A 23,205-nucleotide genomic window follows, 5' to 3' on the forward strand; every position below is an offset into this window, starting at 1 on the left:
GATCCGGATAATGTGGGCCAAAGTGTTCGAGATTATCGAAAGGTGGTGCGGGGCCTTCCTTACCGGACCTTAATTTGACGGTCACTTTGCAGTCGATAGCCCGCATCTATTGCTGGAAAATCGCGGATTGTATCGGCATGGCGCCCCGCTCCGGCGGAGCGCGTCATGCGGGGCACCCCGCGGGCCGCTTCGGGCCGGAAGCAGGGGACCATATGAATTTCGAGGACAGCGCAATTCTGGCGCGCGGCGCGGCGGACGAGACCGGCCGCCTGCTGCACGCCTTTCTGGCGGATACCGTCGCGCGCGTGCCGGGGCAGATGGCGCTGGACATCCCGCCGGGCCGCGACCGCGCCGTGCGCGCGACGATGACCTATGCCGAACTGGCGGACGCTTCGGAACGGCTGGCGCGACACCTTGCGCCGATGATCGCCGGGGAAGCGATCGTCGCGCTGCTGCTGCCGCGCACCTCGCCACTGCTCTATGTCGCGCAACTGGCGGTGCTGAAGGCCGGGGCGGCGTTCACCTGCCTGGACCCGTCGTTCCCCGAGGAACGGATGCGCGAAATCCTGGAGGACGCGGAGCCTGTGGCCGTGCTGGCCGACGCCGAGGGCCTGGCGCGGCTGGCGCCGCTGGTGGCCGATCCCGCGCGCCTGTTCAATGCGGACGCGCTGCTGGCGCGCGACCCCCCGGCGGGCGATCTGCCGGAGGGCTTCGCCGCCGACCGGCTGGCCTATGTGATCTACACCTCGGGCACCACCGGCCGCCCCAAGGGGGTGATGATCGAGCATCGCAACATCGCCAGCCTCGTCGCGTCCGACATCGCCGAATTCGGCCTGACCACGGCGGACCGCGTGGTGCAGGGATCGTCTTCCGCCTACGATTCCTCGCTGGAGGAAACCTGGCTCGCCTTCGCCACCGGCGCCACGTTGCTGGTGATGGACGATGCGGCGGCGCGGCTGGGGCCGGACATCGTCGGCTGGCTGCGCGACGAGCGCGCCACCGTGTTCTGCCCGCCGCCGACGCTGCTGCGTTCCAGCGGCTGCGCCGATCCCGAACGCGCGCTGCCCGACCTCAAGCTGCTCTACGTGGGTGGCGAGGCGCTGCCGCGCGACATCGCCGACCTGTGGCAGAAGGGCCGGCGGCTGGTGAACGGCTATGGCCCCACCGAATGCGCGGTGACGTGCCTGCGCGGCGATATCGTGCCGGGCAAGCCGATCACCATCGGCGCGCCGGTGCCGGGAATGCACGCCTGGGTGCTGGATGAGGCGCTGGATGAAGTGGCCGAGGGAATGCGCGGTGAACTGTGCATGGGCGGCGCGGGCGTGGCGCGCGGATACCGCAACCGGCCGGACCTGACCGCCGAGAAGTTCTGCGATCATCCCCGGCTGGGCCGCATCTACCGCACCGGCGATCTGGTGCACCGCGAGTCGGACGGGAACTTCTATTACCACGGGCGCATCGACGCGCAGGTCAAGCTGCGCGGATACCGCGTGGAACTGGGCGAGATCGAGGCGCGCCTGGCCGAACTGCCGGGCGTGCGCGCGGCGGGCTGCCGGATGCAGGACCATCGCGGCGTGCCCGAACTCGTCGCCTTCGTGGTGGCCGACGATCCGCGCCGGCCGCCCGACCTCGACGCGCTGCGCGGCGATCTGCTCGCCACCCTGCCGCGCTACATGGTCCCGCGCGAGATCGCGCTGATCGATGACCTGCCGACGGCCGTGGGCGGCAAGCTCAACCGTGCGGCGCTGCCCCTGATCGACATCGCCGCGCCCGCCACCGCCGCCACCACGGGCGCCGCGCGCCGGGCGGAACCCGCCAGCGAGATGGAGCGCCTGCTCGCCGCCGGGATGGCCGACATCCTCAAGCGCGGCGACGGCGTTTCGGTGGAGGACGATTTCTTCGAGGAACTGGGCGGCGATTCGCTGAGCGCGGCGCTGCTGGTAACGCTGCTGCGCGACGATCCGCGCACCGACTGGATCACCGTGTCCGACATCTACGAGGCGCGGACGGTGCGCGCGCTGGCGCGGCTGGCCGACCGGGCGATGCCGGCGGCGGACGCGGCCGACGAGGCGCCGCTGGTGCGCGAAGGCGTGGCGCGGCCACGGCTGGCGCAGGCGGTGCAGACCGGCTGGCTGCTGGGCGAACTGGCGGCGGGCGGCTGGCTGACGTGGTTCGCGGCGTTCCAGGTCATCCCCCGCCTGTTCGGCCACATGAGCATGACCGCCTTTGTCCTGCTGGCCCCGCTGGCGGCGGTGGGCGCGCTGGCGCTCTATGTGCCGGCGGCGATCCTGTTCGCGGTGCTGGTCAAGCGGCTGGCGGTGGGCCGCTATCGCGCGGTGCGCGCGCCGGTGTGGAGCACGCTCTACCTGCGCCACTGGGTGGTGTTCCAGGCGGTGCGGCTGATTCCCTGGCCGCTGATCCAGGGCACGGTGGTGCAACAGGCGGCGCTGCGCGCGCTGGGCGCGCGGATCGGCCGCAACGTCCACATCGCGCGCGGGGTGGACCTGCGGCGCGGCGGATGGGACTTGCTGACGATCGGCGACAACGCCGCGCTGGGGCAGGACGCGCATATCGGCCTGTCCGAACTGGACCGGGGCGACATCGTGTTCGGCGCGGTGACGATCGGCGAAGGCGCCACGCTGGGCGTGCGCGCGGGCGTGGAAGGCGATTGCCACGTGGGCGCGGGCAGCGTGCTGACGGCGCTGTCGATCCTCAACGCCGGGGGCACGATCCCGCCGGGCGAGCTGTGGGACGGCGTACCGGCGAGCCGCGTCGGCCCCGCGCCGCAAGCGCCGGCACCGGCCCAAGGCACGGCGCTTTCGCCCGCGCTGCACAGCGCGCTGCTGCTGGCGGCGGAAGGGCTGGCGGCGCTGGTCGCGGCGCTGCCCGCCGAACTGCTGTCGCTGGCGGTGATGCGCCGGGCCGGCGTGACCTATGACGCGATGTGGGCGTGGATGGCGCATCCCGCGCCGCTTTCGCGCACCGGGCTGGTGCTGATCGGCCTGACCGTGGCGGCGGTGCCGCTGACGCTGGTGTGGAGCGCGCTGATGCTGCGCGCGATGGGCCGCGTGAGGCCGGGCACGATCGGGCGGTTCAGCCCGGCCTATGTGCGGGTGTGGATCAAGACCGGGATGCTCCACGCCGCCGGCGAATGGCTGAGCGGCACGGTGTTCTGGTCCAGGTGGCTGCGCCTGGCCGGAATGCGCGTGGGCGCCAGCTGCGAGATCAGCACGATCATCGACGTGGTGCCCGAACTGGTGGAGATCGGCGCGGAGACGTTCTTCGCCGATGGCATCTACCTCGGCGGCGCGGACGTGCGCGCGGGCACGGTCACGCTCGGCACGGTGGAACTGGGGCGCAACACGTTCCTGGGCAACCACGCGGTGATCCCGGCGAACACGCGCCTGCCCGACGATATCCTGATCGGCATCGCCACCGTGGCGCGGCCCGACCTTATCGCCGCCGGCCAATCGCGCTTTGGCCACCCCTGCTTCGACCTGCCCCGGCGCGAGGTGGTGGACATGGACCGCAGCCTCACCCACGATCCCTCGCCGGTGCGCTACTGGAACCGCGTGTTCTGGGAAGTGGCGCGCTTCGCCCTGCCGGTGCTGCCGCTGCTGCTCTCCGCGCTGTGGTACGCGATGGTGGCGCGCGGCCGGGGCATGACGGGCGATGCCGCCTTCGCGCTGCTGGTGCTGCCGGGGGCCATGCTCGCGCCGGTCGTGGCGCTGCTGGCGGCGGTCTGGGTGCTGAAATGGACGCTGATCGGGCGGGTGAAGCCGGGCCAGCACGCGCTGTGGTCGTGCTGGTGCAGCCGGTGGGACTATGTCTATGTCGCCTGGGCCAAGTATGCCAACCTGATCCTGCAGCGGCTGGAAGGCACGTTCCTGCTGCTCGGCTTCCTGCGTGCGATGGGCCTCACCATCGGCAAGCGCGCGGTGCTGGGGCCGCAGTTCGCGCAAGTGGTGGACCCGGACATGATCCACATCGGCGATGGCGCGACGGTGACCGCGATGTTCCAGGCGCACACCTTCGAGGACCGCGTGCTGAAAGTGGACAAGGTGTTCATCGGCAAGGGCGCGACGATCGGCGCGGGCACGGTGCCGCTCTATGGCGCGGACGTGGGCGATGGCGCGCGCGTGGGCGGGCACAGCGTGATCATGAAGCAGGAACGCCTGCTGCCGGGCCTGCGCTATCAGGGCGTGCCGACGCGGGTGATGGGGCGCGAGCGGGCCTGAACCGCCGATAAGCGCCCGCATCCGGCGGCGAACCCGGACCCTGGCCTGAAAGGACGATACGGAAACGCGCGACCGGTGCGGCACCCGGAAGGTGCGCGGGAAGGGCGTGTCGAAGGCTGCGGTCGCGAACGGCCGGCGGGGCAGCAGGCCCGGTCCGGCTCGGCCATGAGGGAAGGGGCTTCGGCAGGGGCGGCGGCTCGCAGGTACGGCCCCGTGCCGGCAGCGGCTGAACCACCGCGCCACATCCACGCTTCCCGTCCGGTGCTGGTGTGCCTGGGCCAGGGACTTGGCAAACGCCCCGCCTTGAACCCGCGCCCCACACCGGCCGCGCCGGGCCGGAACGCGCGTGGCGCCAGGCCCGAAGGAGCGCGGGCAAGGCCGGCCAAGCCCTGCTCCCGATCCGTGGGGAGGGCGTTTAACCTATTTGGTTCATTTTGTCAAGGGGAGGGCGGGCAGGCCCACCCCCGGCCCCTCCTGCAGGCGGGAGGGGAGGATAAATGCCAAATCGGTCGTATCTTCTTCTCCCCTCCCGCTTGCGGGAGGGGTTGGGGGTGGGTCATTTTCCAGCGATGGCCTTCCAGCCGCGCGATACTCCAAGGGCGCGTGAACTGCGCCATGCGGCTTCCCCCGCCGAACGGCTGCTCTGGCGCTACCTTTCGCGGGCGCAGACGGGCGCGAAGTTCAGCCGGCAAATGCCGGTCGGGCCGTTCTTCGCCGATTTCCTGTGCCGGGAGATGCGGCTGGTGGTGGAACTCGACGGCTTCAGCCACGAGGCGCGGCTGGAGCAAGACGCCGCGCGGGACCGCTGGTTCGCGGCGAATGGCTATCGCGTGCTGCGCTTTACCAATGCCGACGTGCTGGGGAATGTCGACGGCGTGGTTACGGCCATTCGCAGCGCGGTGATGGAGGGGAGGGAGCAGACCCACCCCTGACCCCTCCCGCAAGCGGGAGGGGGATGTCCTTGCGCTGCTTACTCCGCCGCGATTCCCGCGGCCTTGAACATGTCTTCCTCGCTTTCCAGGCTCACGTCGGCGTTGGCGGCCGACTTGGCCTTGCGGCGGGCGTCGAAGCTGGACCAGACATCGTTCCAGTTGCCGCGCGTGGCGGCCTTGGAATATTCGGTGGCGCGCGCTTCGAAGAAGTTGGCGTGCTCCACGCCGTTGAGCAGCGGGGCGAGCCAGGGCAGCGGGTGATCGTCGATCATGTAGATCGGCTGGAAGCCGAGCTGGCCCAGCCGCCAGTCCGCGATATAGCGGATGTACTTCTTGATTTCCTTGGCGCTCATGCCCGGTACCGGGCCTTGTTCGAAGGCCAGGTCGATGAAGGCGTCTTCCAGCCGCACCGTCTTCTGGCAGCAATCGATGATGTCTTCCTTCACCGCCTTGGTCAGGCAGCCGCGTTCGGCGACGAAGGCGTGGAACAGGCGGGTGATGCCTTCGCAGTGCAGGCTTTCGTCGCGCACCGACCAGCTCACGATCTGGCCCATGCCCTTCATCTTGTTGAAGCGCGGGAAGTTCATCAGCATGGCGAAGCTGGCGAACAGCTGCAGCCCTTCGGTGAAACCGCCGAACATGGCGAGCGTGCGCGCGATGTCCTCGTCCGTCTCCACGCCGAAGGTCGAGAGGTAATCGTGCTTGGCCTTCATTTCCTCGTATTCGAGGAACATGCCGTATTCGGTCTCGGGCATGCCGATGGTGTCGAGCAGGTGCGAATAGGCGGCGATGTGGATCGTCTCCATGTTGGAGAACGCGGCCAGCATCATCTTGACCTCGGTGGGCTTGAACACGCGGCCGTACTTTTCGTGGTAGCAATCCTGCACTTCCACGTCGGCCTGGGTGAAGAAGCGGAAGATCTGCGTGAGCAGGTTGCGCTCGTGATCGCTGATCTTCTGCGCCCAATCGCGGCAGTCCTCGCCCAGCGGCACTTCTTCCGGCAGCCAGTGGACCTGCTGCTGGCGCTTCCAGTATTCGTAGGCCCACGGATACTCGAAGGGCTTGTAGGTCTTGCGGGCTTCAAGAAGCGGCATGGGCGTGAGTCCTGTCAGTGAGTCTGCGAGAGATAGGCATGATGAAGCGCGCGCGAAAGCGAGGCTGCCGCGCGCGCCGGGTAGGAAGGGCGGTTATCCCCCGCCCGAAGCGTTACTGCCAGAACCAGCCGGGCTTGAGGCCGCGCTGCTTCCGGTTGCGCCACATCTGGAGGTACATCCACAGGCCCGAGATACTGAAGAACAGCAGCGCGCAGCCGGTCAGCAGCGAGATCGCGGTGCCGAGCGGCCCGAACGTCTCGCCCGAATGCAGGTGATGGAACATGCCCACCCAGGCGCGCATCCCGCCCTTGGGCGCCTTGGGCTTGCACGTCATGGTTTCGGGGCAGTGGAAGCCGGCGGGCGCGGCCATTTGCGCGGAGGCTGGCGGCGCTTCGCCCGCCGGCCACAGCGCGGTGACGTGGCTGGCGATGCCCGTCACCGCCATCCACAGCATGAAAATCCCGAAGAACACCGTGGTCCAGCGGTGCCACTTGCGCATTGCCCGATACTCCCGAATGCAAACGATCCGGGGCCTCCAGACACGCCGCCGCGCTTGCGGGCAAGCCGCAAAATGTCGCGGAATGTAAGGAGGATGGGGCGGTCATCGATCCGGTGCTGGCGGGAGGAGAAACGGGGCCGCCCGGTACGGCCGGACCCATGCGCCCCGCCGCGCCCCGGGGGGCGGGAAGCGTGGCGATGGCAGGTCCGGTGCCCATGGCGGCGGTTTCCTGAAATGCGGGGTGCCGGCTGGGGAAAGTCCGTTACCGGCAGGCCCCTATTGGCAGGCCTTTACTGGCAGGCGAGGCATTCCTCGTAGTCGGTCTGGTCGCCGGCGCTGAGTTCGATCTTCGGCGCTTCGGCGGTGTTGTCCGCCTCCACCCCGCCGGCGAACCCGGCGCGCTGCACCGACTTCGAGCGCAGGTAGTAGAGCGACTTGATGCCCTTCTCCCACGCCTGGAAGTGGAGCATCATCAGGTCCCACTTGTCGACGTCCGCCGGGATATAGAGGTTGAGCGACTGCGCCTGATCGATGAACGGGGTGCGGTCCGCCGCGAATTCGAGCAGCCAGCGCTGGTCGATCTCGAAGCTGGTCTTGTACACCGCCTTTTCCTCGGGGCTGAGGAAATCGAGGTGCTGGACCGATCCGCCGTTCTCGAGGATCGAATTCCACACGTTGGCGGAATCCTTGCTCTTCTGCTGGAGCAGCGCCTTGAGATAGGGGTTTTCAACCACGAACGAGCCGGACAGCGTCTTGTGCGTGTAGATATTGGCCGGGATCGGCTCGATGCAGGCGGAGGTGCCGCCGCAGATGATCGAGATCGACGCGGTCGGCGCGATCGCCATCTTGCACGAGAAGCGCTGCATCACGCCCATGTCCGCCGCATCGGGGCAGGGGCCGCGTTCCTGCGCCAGTAGCAGGCTGGCCTCGTCCGCCTTGGCGGCGATGTGGCGGAACATCTTGAGGTTCCACGCCTTGGCCATCGCGGATTCGAAGGCGATGCCCTTCTGCTGCAGGAACGAGTGGAAGCCCATCACGCCCATGCCGACCGAGCGTTCGCGCATCGCCGAATACTTGGCGCGGGCCATTTCGGTGGGGGCGCGATCGATATAGTCCTGCAGCACATTGTCGAGGAAGCGCAGCACGTCTTCGACGAAGTGCTTGTCGCCGTGCCACTGGTCCCAGGTCTCGAGGTTGAGCGAGGACAGGCAGCAGACGGCGGTGCGATCGTTGCCGAGGTGATCGCGGCCGGTTGGCAGGGTGATTTCCGAGCAGAGGTTCGAGGTCGAGACCTTGAGGCCGAGATCGCGGTGATGCTTGGGCATCATGCGGTTCACGGTGTCGGAGAACACCAGATAGGGCTCGCCCGTGGCGAGGCGCACTTCGACCAGCTTCTGGAACAGGCTGCGCGCGTCCACCTTGCCGCGCACCGAACCGTCCTTGGGGCTGCGCAGCGGGAATTCGGCGCCATCGCGCACGGCTTCCATGAAATCGTCGGTCAGCAGCACGCCGTGGTGCAGGTTCAGCGCCTTGCGGTTGAAATCGCCGCTGGTCTTGCGGATTTCGAGGAACTCCTCGATTTCCGGGTGCGAGACGTCGAGATAGGCGGCGGCCGAACCGCGCCGCAGCGAGCCTTGCGAGATCGCGAGCGTGAGGCTGTCCATCACCCGCACGAACGGAATGATGCCGCTGGTCTTGCCGTTCAGGCCCACGCTTTCGCCGATGCCGCGCACCTGGCCCCAGTAAGTGCCGATGCCACCGCCCCGGCTGGCGAGCCAGACGTTCTCGTTCCAGGTGGCGACGATGCCTTCCAGGCTGTCGTCCACCGAATTGAGATAGCACGAGATCGGCAACCCGCGCCCGGTGCCGCCGTTCGAGAGGACCGGCGTGGCGGGCATGAACCACAGCTTCGAGATGTAGTCGTAGAGCCGCTGGGCGTGCGCCTCGTCATCGGCATAGGCATCGGCCACGCGGGCGAACAGGTCCTGGTACTTTTCGCCGGGCAGCAGGTAGCGGTCGTCGAGCGTGTCCTTGCCGAACGCGGTGAGCAGCGCATCGCGCGATTCATCGGTGACGATGCCGAAGCGGCGGGCGCGGACGGTGCGCGAGTTTTCCTTCTCGGGCGCGGGAACGCTGGCGGCCGCGGCCGCCGCCACGGCGGCGACCAGCGCCTCGGTCCCGGAATCCTGCGTATTCAAACTCATCGCCGTTCTGCCTTCTGCCGGCGACGCGCCTTCGAGAGTCGCGCCATCAAGGCCCAATTCGTCCTGCGCCGCCACGGAGCCGTCCCCAGTCCTGAAATCCACGTCTAACCCCCGGTTTCACCACCGCCCGACCGAAACCCGGCCGGTCGTCCAAATCTGCTGGCCGGACACCCGCCGGCCTGTTCCGGCCGGTCCGAATGTTCCGCTTCCGTTCGAATCGGGAGCAAGACCCCGATCCTACCACAAGATGGCCCGCGCGGGTCATGAAATCGGGTCTCGCGCCCCTTGCGCAGGCACGGAAGCGGGCGCCGGCACGAAGCCGGCAGCCGCCACGCGCCCAAGGGCGCGCTTCCGTTCTCAACAAGGTCTAGAGGCCCCCACACGGTCCGACCACTATCCATAGTGCCTCAACGGGATTCAGACACAAGAGGGTAAACCATCAGTTGACGATTCGGTTCGTCGTAATCCCGATTCGCTTCGTCGCAGCGAAAGTCATTGTGCAGTGCAGCGACGCGCGGGGAAAACGGCACTTCAAGACCAAATCGTGACGGGTCCAAAAATTTTCGCTCCGAACCACCATCCTGTGGACAATCGCGCCGGATCGGGCACACCCCGCGAAGCAGGAAAAAAGCTGTGGAAGGCGGAGGCGAAAAGCGTGTTCAACCTGATCTCGATCGTGATCACCGGCTTCTTCGTGGGGCTGCTGGCGGAAATCCTCTATCCCGGCCCGGTGGACCTGGGGTTCGTGAAGACGGTGCTGCTGGGAATCGGCGGATCGATCGTGGCCGGGGTGTTCGCCAGCTGGCGTTCGGGCAGCACGTTCGGCGAAGGGGTGAATCGCGCCGGCTGCCTCGCCTCGGTGCTGGGCGCGCTGCTGCTGATCTGGCTGGGGCGGCACTGGTAGGGCGGAGTCAGCCCACCCCCACCCCCAACCCCTCCCGCAAGCGGGAGGGGAGCGCGACTGCCAAAAAAAGACGGTTATGTCGCTTGCAAACTCTTGCCCTACGCTCGCAATGACGATGGTGAGTTTGCAAAAAACATAAACGCCAAAAAAGAGGCCACGGCGCTCGGGGGGGAGGCACCGTGGCCTGGACGGCCCGGTCGTCGACGTGAGGCGCCGCGGGGGCGCGGGACGGGCCTTCGGGTATCGGGCGAAGCCCCGGGGCGGTCCGCGTGCAATCCGCGCCCGGAGACCGTTCTCGCCGGTTCCGTCGGGGCACTATTGCCGCTGTCCGCGCTTGCGCAAAGCGGGGAACGGCCCGTTCCGGACTGTCCCGCCGCGCGCGCCTGATTCCGCTAGAGAAAGTTGTTGGGCCAGATCATCGTGCGCCACATGTGCGCGGTGGGGCTGGCGTCGAAGCCGAGGCCTTCCTCCGGCTCGCGGAAATGGCGGCCGATCACGTCGGTCAGTTCGTCGGGATCGACCGGCGGGAAATCGTCGAAGAAATAGGTGTCGTAAAGCGTGACCTGCCGCGCGGTGCCGTACCATTTGTGGTCGCGCGCGTAATCGGCATCGCGCTGGAGGTATTCGGGCATCGCGTAATCCGGGCCGAAGAAGCGATCGTAGCTTTCGGGGTAGGTATAGCCCACGCTTTCGTCCGACACGTAGCGCAGCGCCTGGTGGTACTTCACGGCAAAGGCCACTTCCTCGCTGACATAGGGCGCGACGAGCTGCGCGCTCCAGTATCCGTGATCGGCGCGGATCAGGCAGCCGTTGGAAATGTCGTGCAGCAGGCAGGCGATCACGACCTTTTCGTCCTGCCCGTCGTCCAGCGCGCGCTTGGCGCTGACCAGCAGGTGCCGCACGGTGATGTCGCCGAAGCGGCAGCGGAAGAAATCGAGCAGGCGCGGGCGTTCGGGCATCCGCGGCAGCGCGGGGTTGTCGCCCATCATGAACACCGTCTTCGGGTTGAGCCGCTTGAGCAGTTCGGCCTCGTTGTCGACGAAGTCGGTGCCTTTCCAGCCCACCGGCGAGGGATAGATCATCCGTTCGCGCCCTTCCTGCGGCCAGGGACGGGGATCGGTGAAATCGGCATCGGCCATCGCGGCAATCTCCTGCTGGAACTCGGGCGCTTGGTTCCTCTATGCTGGCCTCTAAGCTGGTTCGCCATCCATGGCGATGCCGAAGGACACGCGATGCTGACGATCATCCCCCACGTTCTGCCCCGTGACGAGGCGCTGGCGCTGGGCCGGACGATCGCCGCGGCCGACTGGGTGGACGGCAGCATGACCAGCGGCCCGGCGGCGGCGCGGGTCAAACGCAACCGCCAGTTGCCCGAGGACGGCGAGGCGGCCCGAACCGCGCGCCAGCGCGTGCAGCAGGCGCTGTCGGCCTCCGCGCTGTTCCTGTCGGCGGCCTTGCCCAAGGCGATCTACCCGCCGCTGTTCAACCGCTATGGCCCCGGCGAGCAGTATGGCGACCATGTCGACAACGCGCTGCGGATCGATCCCGCCACTGGCGCGCGGCTGCGCACCGACCTTTCGGCGACGCTGTTCCTGTCCGAGGACTACGACGGCGGCGAGCTGGCCATCGCCGGCGATTTCGGCCGCATGGCCTACAAGCTCGCCGCCGGCGACATGGTGCTCTACCCCGCGACCAGCCTGCATCGGGTGAACGAAGTGACGCGCGGCGAGCGCCTCTGCGCCTTCTTCTGGGTGGAATCGCTGGTGCGCGATGGCGCCGCGCGCGAGGTGCTGTTCGATCTCGACCAGACCATCCAGGCGCTCAACGCGCGCCAGGGCGGGAGTGGGGGCGGGGGTGGCGGCGATCCGCAGGCGCTGCGGCTGACCAGGGTCTATCACAACCTGGTGCGCCGCTGGGCGGGGTAGGGCGGGATGACGTCAGGTTGACCCGCCCCTCGTCATTGCGAGCGTAGCGAAGCAATCCAGAGCCTCGCGTGCCGCCCTGGATTGCTTCGCTACGCTCGCAATGACGGTGCAAGGGGATGTTATTCGGCGCCCGTGGAGCGCCTCTACAGCCCCGCCTTGATCAGCCAGTCGTGGAACAGCCGCACGGGCCGCGATTGCAGCGCGCGGGGGCGGCAGACGAACCAGTAGCTGTAGGGGCTGTCCACCTCGATGTTGTAGAGCTGCGCGAGGCGCGGATCGTGCGACCGGTTGTAGTGGTCGTCGTGCATGATCGCGATGCCAAGGCCCTGCGCAGCGGCTTCGAGGATCAGCTGGCCCGAATCGAAGTGATCCACCGCCGCCGGCTCCAGCCGTTCGAGATGGAGCGCGCGCTTCCACGCCTCGAAGCTGGCGGGCAGATCGTTGTGGACCAGGAAGGTCTGCTTCGAAAGCTTGGCGATGTCGGGCCGTTCGCCCAGCTCCGCCGCCAGTTCCTTCGAGGTGATGGCGTGGACGCGGTTGTGATCGAGCCGCACCGAATGGAGCGTGCCGTCCGGTCCTTCGCTCAGCACGATCGCCGCGTCGATGGTATCGCCCAGCTTGGTTTCGGCGGCGTGCGAGCTGTCGATGTCGATATGCAGCTGCGGGTGCAGCTTGCGCAATTCGCCCAGGCGCGGGAACAGGCGCTGGCTGCCGAACAGGGGTAGCACGCCCAGCCGCAGGCGCATGACCTTGCCGGTATCGACCAGCCGGTCGATGCGGTCGGTCATCTCGTCCATCAGCGGGGCGACCGCGTCGTAGAGATGCTGGCCTTCTTCGGTCAGCTTGAGCATCTGGTGCTTGCGTTCGAACAGCGCCTTGCCGACGAAATCCTCCAGCGCGCCCAGCCGGCGCGAGAGGGCCGACGGGCTGAGCGCCAGTTCGGCGGCGGCGGTCTTGGCCGAGCCGGCGCGCACGACGCGAATGAACGCTTCGAGCGAACGCAGCGGAGGCAGGCGGCGGATCATCGGTATCTTCGTTCCCGGACTTCAGTTGCGTTGCATTCCGTGCGGGCCGGACGCGATCCGCATCCTCCCACAGTGCCATTCCCGTCAGAGCGGAGCAATCCGCCGGGTGGCGTATTCCCTTCCGGACAGGTGCCGGCCCGTGCCGGACCCGATCCGACCTAGTCCTCTTCCCCGTCCTCTTGCGTGCGCGGCGCGTGGAGCCGCAGGCGCGTGAGGCGGCGCTCGTCTCCGCCGGTCACCTCGATCCGCCAGCCGCTGCCGTGTTCCAGCACGCGCCCGACGGGCGGGACTTCCCCGGCGAGGACGACCGCGAGGCCGCCCAGCGTATCGACGTCTTCTTCCACTTCGGCAAGCCGGGGATCGACGATTTCCGCTACGTCATCCAGTTCCGCGCGAGCATCGGCGTCCCAGGTATCGGGATCGAGCCGCTTGAGCAGTTCCTCCGGCGCATCGTCATGCTCGTCCTCGATCTCGCCGACGATTTCCTCGACCAGATCCTCGATCGTGATGATGCCGTCGGTGCCGGAATATTCGTCGATCACCACGGCCAGGTGCGTGCGGCTGGCGCGCATGTCGGCCAGCACGTCGAGCGCGCCGCGCGCCTGGGGCACGAACAGCGGCTGGCGCATCAGGCCGGCCCAGTCCTTGGGCGCGGGCTTGCCGGAAAGGGCGATGCCGGCGACGATGCCGAACACGTCCTTCACGTGGACCATGCCCACGATTTCGTCGAGCGAATCGCCATAGACCGGCAGGCGGCTGTGGCCGTGTTCGGCGAAGGCGCCGACCAGCTCCTCGAACGTGGCAGAGGCGGGCACGGCGATGATCTGGCCGCGCGGAATGGCGACGTCATCGGCATCGTGTTCGCTGAAATGGAGCAGGTTCTTCAGCATCTGGCGTTCGAGCGCCACCAGATCCCCGTCCGAACCGCCGGGCGAGCCATGTTCGCCCTCGTGCTCCTCGATCGCTTCCTCGATCTGCGCACGCAGCGACTGGTCCTGGTCCGGCCCCTTGAAGAAAGCCCTGATCGCGCGCCACAGCGCGCCGTTACTGTCCCCTTCGCCCGAGCGACTGTCGCCGCCGGACCCGTTGCCCTCGGGCACTGGTCTGCACTCCCCTGTTACGCGAACCGTTCGCTGTCAGCGGTCCGCATATGGGTCCGCGATACCCAGCATGGCAAGCGCCTTCCGTTCCAGATTCTCCATTTCCTCCGCCTCGCCCTCGCCCAGCTCGTGATCGTGGCCCGCCAGATGGAGCAGGCCGTGGATGACGAGGTGGGTGGCGTGGTGCTCCACCGGCACGCCCTTTTCCGCCGCTTCGCGTCGGCACACGCCATGCGCCAGGATCAGATCGCCCAGCATTTCGGGCGCGTCGGCGCTGGCCGCCAGCACTTCGGCGCGGGCGAGCATCGGGAACGACAGGACGTTGGTGGGCTTGTCCTTGGCGCGCCATTGCTTGTTGAGCGCATGGACCTCGTCGTCGTCCGCCAGGACCAGGCTGACGATCAGGTTGTCGCGCGCGAGCTCCGGCGCGGCGCGCGCCGCGGCCTCGGCCGCGCGGTTGGCCAGCGCTTCCCAGTCGGTTTCCTGCCCCCAGACCGGATCGATATCGATTTCGAGCGTGGGGGCGCTCACGCGTCCTTTCCTTCGTAGGCCTCGACGATGCGGCCCACGATCGGGTGGCGGACCACGTCGGCGCTGCTGAAGCGGACCACGCCGATGCCGTCCACGCCTTCGAGCCGCTGCACCGCGTCCGCCAGCCCGCTTGCGCTGGTGCCGCCGGGCAGGTCGACCTGCTTCGGATCGCCGCAGATCACCATGCGGCTGTTCTGGCCGAAGCGGGTGAGGAACATCTTCATCTGCGCCGGCGTAGTATTCTGCGCCTCGTCCAGGATGACAAAGGCATCGGCCAGCGTGCGGCCGCGCATGAAGGCGATCGGCGCGATCTCGATCTCGCCCGAGGCCATGCGGCGTTCGACCTGTTCGGGCGGCATGCAGTCATAGAGCGCGTCGTAGAGCGGGCGGAGATAGGGATCGACCTTCTCCTTCATGTCGCCGGGCAGGAAGCCCAGCCGTTCGCCCGCCTCGACCGCCGGGCGCGACAGGATCAGCCGCTGGACGCTGCCCGAAATGAGCTGCGCCACCGCCTGCGCCACGGCAAGGTAGGTCTTGCCGGTGCCCGCCGGGCCGAGCGCGAAGATCACGTCGTCGCGCACCAGCGCCTTCATGTATTCGATCTGGGTGACCGAGCGCGGCGCGATGGTTTTCTTGCGGGTGCGGATCAGGATCGGCGGCGGCGCGCCGGGCGTGCCGGTGATGATCCCGTCCAGCGTCGGCTCGTTGCTCATCGCGATCAGCGCCTCGACCGCGCCGGCGTCCATGTCCTGCCCGGTGAGCAGGCGCTGGTGCATCGCCTTCAGCACATCGCGTGCGCGGGCCACCGCATCTTCCGGCCCTTCGATCAGCACGCGGTTGCCGCGCGCCGAAATATAGACGCCGAGCCGGTTTTCGATCTGGACGAGATTGGTGTCGAACTGGCCGAACAGGGCGCCAAGCACGGTCTGTTCGTCGAATTCGACTTCCACCCGGGCGCGCCTGTTGTGGTCGGGCCGGCTGGCTTCGGGGCGATGCTGCGCCTCATCATGGGCACGATGCAGTTTGCGGGCCATGCGCTCCTTTCATGCGGGCCGCGTCTGCGGCCGTGGATTCAAGATAGATCGCCCGGGGCGCGGCGCAAGCGGGACGGGGCGCTATCACACGGCTTTTGTCGGGGAAAACCGGGCGCTCGTCGCAGGGTGCTGAAACAAAGGGATTCCTTTCGCGTTGCTGACAGCAGGGTTCCGCACCGGTTCACCCGAATCGGACAATAAGCGGTGCAGATGTCCGGCCCGGTCCTTCGCGGAAATCCCGGCCGGACCATCCGTTGAAGGAGACGAACGATGCGCAAGATCATGATGGCCGCGCTGGCCGCCAGCGCCCTGGCTTCCGCCGTGGCCCCCACCGCCGCCAGCGCGCAGAGCGCGCGCGAACTGCATCACGATCGCCGCGAAATGCAGCGCGACCGCGCCGAGATCCGCCACGACATGCGCCGGGGCGATCACCGCGAGGCGCGCGAGGATCGCCGCGAATATCGCGAAGACCGCCGCGAATACCGCGAGGACTGGCGCGATTATCGCCGCGCCCATGGCGACGTCTATCGCCGGGGCGGGTACTACGGTCCGCGCGGCTATGCCTATCGCCCGGTCCGTCCCGGCTACCGCTTCGCCGCGCCCTATTACGCGCAGCGCTACTGGATCAACGACCCCTGGGCCTATCGCCTGACCCCGCCGCGCTACGGCTACCAGCGCTGGGTGCGTTACGGTAACGACGTGGTGCTGATCGACACGCGCAGCGGTGTAACGTTACAGGTGATCGGCAGCTTCTTCCTGTAAGAAAAACAGTGGTTTCCGGGGGTTGTCCTTTAGAGGGCGGCCCCCGGAAGGCCATTGGCGCCTACGCAACCCCGTTCGTCCTGAGCCTGTCGAAGGACGAACGGGTATGGGTTTGGCGCTCCCCTTTTACCCTGCCGGCTGCCCCGCCAGCGAGTTCGGCCCCGCCTCCACCAGATCGACCTCCACCAGATCGCCGATCGCGGCATCGCCGGTGAAGTGGACCGACTGGAGCCAGGGCGACTTGCCCAGCCATTGCCCCGGATGCTTGCCCCGGCGTTCGACCAGCACCGTGCAGCGCCGGCCGACGCTGGCCCGGTTGAACGCGAGTTGATCGCGGTTGAGCGCGGCCTGGAGGCGCTGGAGCCTCTCGTCCATTACCTCGGCCGGCACATGATCCTCCATCGTCGCGGCGGGCGTGCCGGGGCGGGGGGAATACTTGAAGCTGAACGCCTGGGCATAGCCGACGGCATCGACGATGCGCAGCGTGTCTTCGAACTCGGCGTCGGTTTCGCCGGGGAAACCGACGATGAAATCGCCCGACAGCGCGATGTCCGGCCGCGCCGCGCGCACGCGTTCGAGCAAGCGCAGGTAGCTTTCGGCGGTGTGGCTGCGATTCATCGCCTTCAGCACGCGATCGTTGCCCGATTGCACGGGCAGGTGCAGGAACGGCATCAGCTTGGCGTTGGTGCCGTGCGCCGCGATCAGCGCCTCGTCCATGTCGGCCGGGTGGCTGGTGGTGTAGCGGATGCGCGCCAGATCGGGGATCGCGGCGAGTTCGGCGGCAAGGCCCGCCAGCCCCGTGGCGCGGCCCTTCGCGTCCTCGCCCGCCCAGGCGTTGACGTTCTGGCCCAGCAGCGTGATTTCGCGCGCGCCGCCTTCGACCAGCAGCTTCGCTTCCTCGACCAGATCGGCGAAGGGCCGGCTGATTTCCGCGCCGCGCGTATAGGGCACCACGCAATAGGTGCAGAACTTGTCGCAGCCTTCCTGCACGGTCAGGAACGCGCTGGGGCCGGAGCGGCGGCGGCGCGGCAGCGCGGCGAACTTGGCTTCGGCCGGCATGTCGGTTTCGGTGGCGCGCTTGCCCGCGGCGGCTTCGGCGACCATCTCGGGCAGGCGGTGGTAGGCTTGCGGGCCGACCACGACCCGGACCGAGGGCGCGCGCGCCATGATCTCCTCGCCCTCCGCCTGGGCGACGCAGCCGGCCACCGCGATCAGCGGCGAGGAACCGTCCTCGCGCCGCAGGCGGCCGATGTCCGAATAGACCTTTTCCGTGGCCTTTTCGCGGATGTGGCAGGTGTTGAGCACGACGAGATCGGCATCGTCGCGCGCGTCGGCGGGCGTCATGCCCTGCGCCGCGAGCAGTTCGGCCATGCGTTCGCCGTCATAGACGTTCATCTGGCAGCCGAAGCTCTTGACGTGGAAGGTCCGGGGGGAGGTGAGGGAAGCCATGGCGCCGGCCGATACGGGAATTTCGGGCTTTTGGAAACCGTGCCGCGTCTATTCAGCGGGCCATGGCCGCGGCGATGGCTGTGGCGATGCGCGCGCGTGCCTGCGCCGCGATGGTCTTGCGCGAGGCGGTTTCGGCTTCGGTCAGCACCGGCAGGAAATGCAGCGTGACCGGGATCGGCCGCCGCCGCGCAAGGATCTTCAGGAAATTGTCGACGCCATGTTCGTCGCCCACCCAGGCGATCGCGGCGGCTTCGGGGCCGTAATCGATCCACACCGGCTGGACCACGATGCCCGGCGGCACCGGATCGATCGCGGAGAGCAGCGAGGACTTGAACGGCAGCATCCCGGTGCCGTCGCTGGTGGTGCCTTCGGGAAAGATCGCCAGCGCGCCGGTATCGCTCAGCGCCGCGCGCACGTGCGCGACCTGCGCCTGCACGCTGGTGCGGTCATGCCGGGCGACGAAGACCGTATCGTTCATCTCGCACAGCCACTTGAGCAGCCCGTGCCCGGCCAGCCCGCTGTGCGCGACGAAGGCGGTGCCGGTGGCGCCCGACAGCACCGGAATGTCGAGCCAGCTGACGTGGTTGGCGACGAGGAACGCGCCGCGCCGCGCCGGCGTTCCCGCCAGCCGCCGCCGCACCCCGGCGATCCGCGCGATTCCGCCCAGGAACCGGCGCGGCCAGGGATTGTCGCGCCGCCGCGCGATGCGCCAGGCATAGTAGAGCGGCACGCAGGCGAGCAGCAGCGCCACCATGGCGAGCAGGCGCGCGAGGATGCGCAGACGGCCGCCCAGCGGAATGCCCGCCGGGTGCGGCAGTTCAAGCGTCGCGTTCAAGCCGCACGCCGTAAAGCTCCATGCGGTGATCGACCAGGCGATAGCCCAGCTTTTCGGCGATCTGCCGCTGGAGCGCTTCGAGTTCGGGATCGACGAATTCGATGACCTTGCCGGTCTCCACGTCGATCAGGTGATCGTGGTGCGCTTCGGGCGTGGCCTCGTAGCGCGCGCGGCCGTCGCCGAAATCGTGCCGGTCGAGAATGCCGGCCTCCTCGAACAGCCGCACGGTGCGATAGACCGTGGCGATCGAGATGCGGGAATCGATGGCGGCGGCGCGTTCGTGCAGTTTCTCGACGTCGGGGTGATCCTCGCTTTCCGACAGGACGCGCGCGATCACGCGCCGCTGGTCGGTGATGCGCAGGCCCCGTTCCGCGCAGAGAGCTTCGATGTCGATCGGTTGGTGCACGTGTTACCCGGATAAGAATGCAATTGGCCCGCCGATCATAGACCGGCGGGCCAATTCTTCAACCTGCGAAGACGCGGCGGGTTCAGGACGCCGCGGCGGCCTTCGCGCGGCCACGCTTGGGCGCGGCAGGGGCCGGCGTGGCGGGCTTGCGGCCCAGGCCGATCTTCTTGGCCAGTTCGCGGCGCTTTTCGGCATAGGCCGGCGCGACCATGGGATAGTCGGCGGGCAGGTTCCAGCGCGCGCGGTACTGTTCCGGCGTCATGTTGTAGCGCGTGGCGAGGTGGCGCTTGAGCATTTTCAGCTTCTTGCCGTCTTCCAGGCAGACGATGTGATCGTTCTTGACCGACGCGCGGATCGAAACCGCCGGCTCGGGCGCGGGTTCGGGGGCGGGTTCGCCGGGGTTCAGGCCCGCGAGCGCCGAATAGACGTTCGAGATCAGCGTGGGCAGATCGCCAACCGAAACACTGTTGTTGCTGACGTGCGCGGCAACAATGTCCGATGTGAGCGTGATCAGCGTTTCACGCATGTCGTTTTCGATTTCACTCATTTCTATGTCGACCTTCTGAGTTTTATGGCTTTGCGTATTTTGATATGGTTGTCCCAGGGACCATATAGGATCAATTCCTATAGAACCATTCGTTTTCAAGACAACGCATTGTTACATGAAAGGCCGCAATATGAATGATTTTTCATGCCGGCCGTATTGCCTCAGTCCAATACGAGTTCCTGACTGATCGCATCGAGCCGTTCGCCGCCCGGCGTCCGGTAATAGGCGCGCCGGATGCCCACCGGGGTAAATCCATGCGCGGTGTAGAGATGCATCGCGGGATTGCCATGCCGCATCTCGAGAAAAACGCGTTTGATCCCGTTCGCGCGCGCTTCGTCGATGAACCGCGACAAAAGGCGGTGGCCAAGTCCCTGTCGGCGGTATTCGGGAGCGATCGCGAAAAGCAGAAGTTCTTCTTCGTCCAGAATACTGCGGCCGAGGAAGAAGCCGGCGGTTTCGTCACCCGGTTCGACGGCGGAACCGCCGTCGGCTCCGATCAGGCCGTAGCGGCAGCGGCCGAGCAGCAGCGCGTCGGCCACCTGCCGGCGGTTCCAGGCTTCGCCGTATTCGGGCGGAAACGCCCGCTCCATGACGCTGATGATCCGGTCGAGATCGTCTTCGGGCGCGATCATCGCGGTTGGGGCAGCTTCGCGTCGGGCGCGCGGCCATAGCGGGGGGCGGGATCGGCGGCGATCGCCTGTTCGGGGAGCAGCGCGAAGGCGCGCGCATCCGGCCGCAGCACCAGGGCGAGAGGCGCCGCGCCGGTTTCCCCACGCCGCGCCGCCACCGCTTCGGCCTGGCTGCCCGCGACCAGCGGCGCGGCCGAGCGGGCCACGGCGTCCTCGGGCGCGAGCGAGAGCACCGGTTCGGTCGGCCGGCCCGCCGCGTCGAAGGACTGGAAGAACCATTCGCCGTGCCCGCCGGTCATGACTACATCGATGGCCGCGTGCGGGTGATCGCGCCGCGCCATGGCGGCGACCAGCGCCAGGCTTTCGAAGCCTTCGATCCGCGCGCCCCACGCCAGCGCCAGCGCGCGCGCGGCGGCAAGACCGACGCGGATGCCGGTGAAGCTGCCGGGGCCGCAATCCACCGCGATCGCATCGGCGCGGCCCTTCCCGGGCAGGGCGGCGATCATCGGCACCAGCCGTTCGGCGTGGCCGCGCCCCAGCGCGAGGCATTCGCCCGCGATCAGGTCATCCCCGTCGAACAGCGCGACCGAGCAGTCTTCCGTCGCGCTGTCGATGACGAGACGTCTCATAGGGTTGGTCCGCCGGTCAGGCGCCGGTCAGGCGATCGTGTTGAACGTCCCGAAATCCGGGCGCGGGCTGCGCTCGAAGATCGTGGCGGGATCGCCATAGCCCAGCGTGGAGATGAAGTTGGACTTCACGCGCGGCGTATCGGCGAAGAACGCGGCATCGACGGCGGCGTTGTCGAAGCCCGACATCGGCCCGGTATCCAGCCCCAGCGCGCGCGCGGCGAGGATGAAGTAGCCGCCCTGCAGCGTGGAATTGCGCATGGCGGAAATCTCGCGCAGCGGCGCGTTGCCGTCGAACCAGCTTTTGGCGTCGGTGTGCGGGAACAGCCAGGGCAACTGTTCATGGAAATCGAGGTCCATGCCGATGATCACGGTGGCCGGGGCCTGCCGGATCTTGTCGGGATTGGCGCCGCCGGCCAGCGCCGCGAGCTTTTCCTTGGCTTCCGGCGTGACGCACCAGACCAGCCGCGCGGGCATCTGGTTGGCCGAGGTCGGCCCCATCTTCATCAGGTCCCAGATCGCGTGAAGCTGCGCTTCGGTCACCGGCTTGTCGAGATACCCGTTATAGGTGCGCGCGGTACGGAAAAGCTGATCGAGCGCGGCATCGGCAAGCGGCTGGGACATGAGGACTCCTGGGCGTTGTTCGGGCAGTGGGGGCCAGCCCTGGGGCCGGCAGCCCCCGGAATCAGGCGGCGCGGACTTCGCTGACTTCGGGCACGTAGTGCTTCAGCAGGCTTTCGATGCCGTGCTTGAGCGTGGCCGTGGACGACGGACAGCCCGAGCACGCGCCCTGCATCTGCAAAAAGACCACGCCCTCGCGGAAACCGCGATAGACGATGTCGCCCCCGTCGTTCGCCACCGCCGGGCGGATGCGGGTTTCGATCAGTTCGCGGATCTGCGCCACGACATCGGCGTCGGCCGGATCGTCACCCACGTCCTCGTCAGCCTCCTCGCCGGGAACGACGATGCCGGCGGCGGTGCCGGGCGCGAACAGCGGGGCCTGGCTGACGAAGTGATCGAGCAGCACCGAAAGCACCTGCGGCTTGGCATCCGACCACTGCGATCCCGGCGCGATCGTGACCGAGACGAAATCGCGGCCGAAGAACACCCCGGTCACATCGCCCAGCGTGAACAGCGCCTCGGCCAGCGGCGAAGCGGCGGCTTCCTCTTCGGAGAGGAATTCGCGCGTGCCCGATGGCATCACCTGCTCGCCGGGCAGGAACTTCAGCGTGGCCGGGTTAGGCGTGGTTTCGGTTTCGATGAACATACTTGTGCATGTAGGCGCGCGGCGGAGGGGGTCAAGCCCCGGGCGTGAGGCCGGTGTCCGGTTGGCGGCGGGGTTCCGGCCCTGCGTTCAGGCCGTGACGTTGACGAACTGCCCCGGCGCGACCGTGGCCACGCCGCTGTAGGCCGCGCTGATCGACGACCCTTGCGAGGCCTGAAGCTCGTAATGGATGGACTTCATGCGATCATGCTGCGCCGGATCGGCCGACAGAACGTTGCGATCGGCCTTCTTCGGATCGTTGACGCCGAACGGCCCCGCCGTGGGATTCGCGGGGTCGACGTTCTTCTGGGCCAGCGCCACTTCCGAACAATTGCGGCAGGAAAAGCCATTGACCCAGACCGGAGAACTATAATCGCTGCTGATCGTCATCCGGTCGACTCGCTCCTGCCTTCGCTGTGGGCCTCATGGTTTTCCCATGACGTGGTTAAGCCTTTCTGGCGGGCCATGGTTAAGCAGGTCTTAATCCCGATCCCGATGGTCGATATGCGACAAATCGCGACTGTTCGACGCCAGCCCGTGCCCTTATAGCGACGGCATGAGCACCTTCTCCCGCGCGCCGCGCCCCTCCGCCATTCCTGCTATCGCCGGCCGCGCTTCCGCTGCGCTGGCGGCCCTTGCCCTTGCCGTCGCGCCGGGATTCGCCATGGCGGCGGCCCCCGCCGCGCCGGCGGCCGCGGGGCAGATCATCCCGCTGCCGCTGAACCCCGTGATCCCGGCCAGCCAGCGCGCCTGCGCGCTGAAGACGGCGTCGGGCCTCGGCTATACCGTGCTCAAGCCCGCCGACGGCGCGAAGCCGACCAAGGACGATTTCGTGCTGGTCAACTACATCGGCTACATCGCCGCCACCGGCGCGGTGTTCGATCAGGGGATGCAGGCCGCGTTCCCCGTGGGCGGCGTGATCCCGGGCTTTTCCGAAGGGCTGCAGCTGCTGCCGCAGGGCGCGATCTACCGCCTGTGCGTGCCGTCGGCGCAAGGCTACGGTGCGCAGGGCGCGGGCGACATCCCGGCGAACGCCGATCTGGTGTTCCAGGTGGAACTGGTGGACCACAAGTCCGCCGCCGAAGTGGAAGCCATGCGCAAGGCGGCGCAGGCCCAGCAGGGCGCGCCGGGCGCCGCCGCCGCGCCGCAGCCCTGACCGATCCGCCGGAAACGGGGCCGGTCCTATTCACTGGCCCTTCAT

Annotated in this window: 23 protein-coding genes; 6 read left to right on the top strand and 17 right to left on the bottom strand. The window is 67.8% G+C overall.

Going from position 1 to position 23,205, the window contains the following annotated elements:
• The first annotated feature begins 212 nt into the window (after positions 1–212).
• Together F1640_RS11650 and F1640_RS11655 are read left to right on the top strand one after the other, a co-directional pair.
• The gene (locus F1640_RS11650; protein ID WP_194919307.1) at positions 213–4,238 is read left to right on the top strand and encodes a non-ribosomal peptide synthetase; all 4,026 of its coding nucleotides are present in this window, start codon (positions 213–215) and stop codon (positions 4,236–4,238) included.
• Between the two features lie 551 nt (positions 4,239–4,789).
• Positions 4,790–5,170 (top strand): DUF559 domain-containing protein, encoded by a 381-nt coding sequence (locus F1640_RS11655; RefSeq protein WP_309229248.1) that lies wholly within the window; start codon positions 4,790–4,792, stop codon positions 5,168–5,170.
• Positions 5,171–5,208: 38 nt separating this feature from the next.
• Here F1640_RS11655 and F1640_RS11660 read toward each other — a convergent pair whose 3' ends face one another.
• The 3 genes from F1640_RS11660 to F1640_RS11670 form a co-directional block, all read right to left on the bottom strand.
• Positions 5,209–6,264 (bottom strand): ribonucleotide-diphosphate reductase subunit beta, encoded by a 1,056-nt coding sequence (locus F1640_RS11660; protein WP_124809698.1) that lies wholly within the window; start codon positions 6,262–6,264, stop codon positions 5,209–5,211.
• 112 nt (positions 6,265–6,376) lie between these two features.
• A complete protein-coding gene (locus F1640_RS11665) occupies positions 6,377–6,847 on the bottom strand; it encodes a PepSY domain-containing protein (protein WP_194921403.1) in 471 nt (156 codons plus the stop codon).
• A gap of 206 nt (positions 6,848–7,053) precedes the next feature.
• Positions 7,054–9,069, bottom strand: coding sequence for a ribonucleoside-diphosphate reductase subunit alpha (locus F1640_RS11670; RefSeq protein ID WP_124809700.1), 2,016 nt, complete (start codon positions 9,067–9,069; stop codon positions 7,054–7,056).
• 442 nt (positions 9,070–9,511) lie between these two features.
• On the opposite strand from F1640_RS11670, the gene F1640_RS11675 reads away from it, so the two are divergent.
• On the top strand, positions 9,512–9,871 hold the full coding sequence (locus F1640_RS11675; RefSeq protein WP_223806653.1) for a GlsB/YeaQ/YmgE family stress response membrane protein: 360 nt from the start codon (positions 9,512–9,514) through the stop codon (positions 9,869–9,871).
• A gap of 392 nt (positions 9,872–10,263) precedes the next feature.
• On the opposite strand, the gene F1640_RS11680 is transcribed toward F1640_RS11675, so the two are convergent.
• Complete coding sequence (locus F1640_RS11680; RefSeq protein WP_194919309.1) at positions 10,264–11,010, bottom strand: hypothetical protein; 747 nt, start codon at positions 11,008–11,010, stop codon at positions 10,264–10,266.
• 93 nt (positions 11,011–11,103) lie between these two features.
• Here F1640_RS11680 and F1640_RS11685 point away from each other — a divergent pair, with 93 nt between their 5' ends.
• Positions 11,104–11,796 carry a Fe2+-dependent dioxygenase gene (locus F1640_RS11685; RefSeq protein WP_194919311.1) on the top strand — a complete coding sequence of 231 codons (693 nt, stop codon included), beginning with the start codon at positions 11,104–11,106 and terminating at the stop codon, positions 11,794–11,796.
• 143 nt (positions 11,797–11,939) lie between these two features.
• Here the strand turns inward: F1640_RS11685 and F1640_RS11690 are convergent, their stop codons facing one another.
• From F1640_RS11690 to F1640_RS11705, 4 genes are all read right to left on the bottom strand, one after another.
• Positions 11,940–12,821, bottom strand: coding sequence for a LysR substrate-binding domain-containing protein (locus F1640_RS11690; protein ID WP_124809703.1), 882 nt, complete (start codon positions 12,819–12,821; stop codon positions 11,940–11,942).
• Positions 12,822–12,979: 158 nt separating this feature from the next.
• Positions 12,980–13,921, bottom strand: a complete 942-nt coding sequence (locus tag F1640_RS11695; RefSeq protein WP_124809704.1) for a hemolysin family protein — start codon at positions 13,919–13,921, stop codon at positions 12,980–12,982.
• Between the two features lie 36 nt (positions 13,922–13,957).
• On the bottom strand, positions 13,958–14,452 hold the full coding sequence (gene ybeY / locus F1640_RS11700) for an rRNA maturation RNase YbeY (protein WP_194919313.1): 495 nt from the start codon (positions 14,450–14,452) through the stop codon (positions 13,958–13,960).
• Complete coding sequence (locus tag F1640_RS11705) at positions 14,449–15,486, bottom strand: PhoH family protein (protein ID WP_194919314.1); 1,038 nt, start codon at positions 15,484–15,486, stop codon at positions 14,449–14,451. The genes ybeY and F1640_RS11705 overlap by 4 nt, the downstream gene beginning before the upstream one ends.
• Before the next feature lie 270 nt (positions 15,487–15,756).
• Here F1640_RS11705 and F1640_RS11710 point away from each other — a divergent pair, with 270 nt between their 5' ends.
• Positions 15,757–16,248: an RcnB family protein gene (locus F1640_RS11710; RefSeq protein WP_124809707.1), complete on the top strand. Its 492-nt coding sequence runs from the start codon at positions 15,757–15,759 to the stop codon at positions 16,246–16,248.
• Positions 16,249–16,374: 126 nt separating this feature from the next.
• On the opposite strand, the gene miaB is transcribed toward F1640_RS11710, so the two are convergent.
• The 9 genes from miaB to F1640_RS11755 form a co-directional block, all read right to left on the bottom strand.
• The gene (gene miaB / locus F1640_RS11715) at positions 16,375–17,697 is read right to left on the bottom strand and encodes a tRNA (N6-isopentenyl adenosine(37)-C2)-methylthiotransferase MiaB (protein WP_194919316.1); all 1,323 of its coding nucleotides are present in this window, start codon (positions 17,695–17,697) and stop codon (positions 16,375–16,377) included.
• Between the two features lie 52 nt (positions 17,698–17,749).
• On the bottom strand, positions 17,750–18,532 hold the full coding sequence (locus tag F1640_RS11720; protein ID WP_307545061.1) for a 1-acyl-sn-glycerol-3-phosphate acyltransferase: 783 nt from the start codon (positions 18,530–18,532) through the stop codon (positions 17,750–17,752).
• Positions 18,516–18,938 carry a Fur family transcriptional regulator gene (locus F1640_RS11725; protein ID WP_124809710.1) on the bottom strand — a complete coding sequence of 141 codons (423 nt, stop codon included), beginning with the start codon at positions 18,936–18,938 and terminating at the stop codon, positions 18,516–18,518. The genes F1640_RS11720 and F1640_RS11725 overlap by 17 nt, the downstream gene beginning before the upstream one ends.
• A gap of 82 nt (positions 18,939–19,020) precedes the next feature.
• Positions 19,021–19,485 carry a MucR family transcriptional regulator gene (locus F1640_RS11730; RefSeq protein ID WP_124809711.1) on the bottom strand — a complete coding sequence of 155 codons (465 nt, stop codon included), beginning with the start codon at positions 19,483–19,485 and terminating at the stop codon, positions 19,021–19,023.
• Between the two features lie 161 nt (positions 19,486–19,646).
• Complete coding sequence (locus F1640_RS11735) at positions 19,647–20,117, bottom strand: GNAT family N-acetyltransferase (protein WP_194919318.1); 471 nt, start codon at positions 20,115–20,117, stop codon at positions 19,647–19,649.
• Positions 20,114–20,743, bottom strand: coding sequence for a tRNA (adenosine(37)-N6)-threonylcarbamoyltransferase complex dimerization subunit type 1 TsaB (tsaB, locus tag F1640_RS11740; protein ID WP_194919320.1), 630 nt, complete (start codon positions 20,741–20,743; stop codon positions 20,114–20,116). The genes F1640_RS11735 and tsaB overlap by 4 nt, the downstream gene beginning before the upstream one ends.
• Positions 20,744–20,770: 27 nt before the next feature.
• Positions 20,771–21,364: a malonic semialdehyde reductase gene (locus tag F1640_RS11745; protein ID WP_194919322.1), complete on the bottom strand. Its 594-nt coding sequence runs from the start codon at positions 21,362–21,364 to the stop codon at positions 20,771–20,773.
• 61 nt (positions 21,365–21,425) lie between these two features.
• Entirely contained in the window at positions 21,426–22,007 is a 582-nt protein-coding gene (locus F1640_RS11750; protein ID WP_194919323.1) for a NifU family protein, read from the bottom strand.
• A gap of 87 nt (positions 22,008–22,094) precedes the next feature.
• On the bottom strand, positions 22,095–22,394 hold the full coding sequence (locus F1640_RS11755) for a hypothetical protein (protein ID WP_124809716.1): 300 nt from the start codon (positions 22,392–22,394) through the stop codon (positions 22,095–22,097).
• Between the two features lie 166 nt (positions 22,395–22,560).
• Here F1640_RS11755 and F1640_RS11760 point away from each other — a divergent pair, with 166 nt between their 5' ends.
• Entirely contained in the window at positions 22,561–23,160 is a 600-nt protein-coding gene (locus F1640_RS11760) for an FKBP-type peptidyl-prolyl cis-trans isomerase (RefSeq protein ID WP_194919324.1), read from the top strand.
• Positions 23,161–23,205 lie beyond the last annotated feature (45 nt).

Source organism: Novosphingobium sp. NBM11 (assembly GCF_015390225.1).
Taxonomy (GTDB): Bacteria; Pseudomonadota; Alphaproteobacteria; order Sphingomonadales; family Sphingomonadaceae; genus Novosphingobium.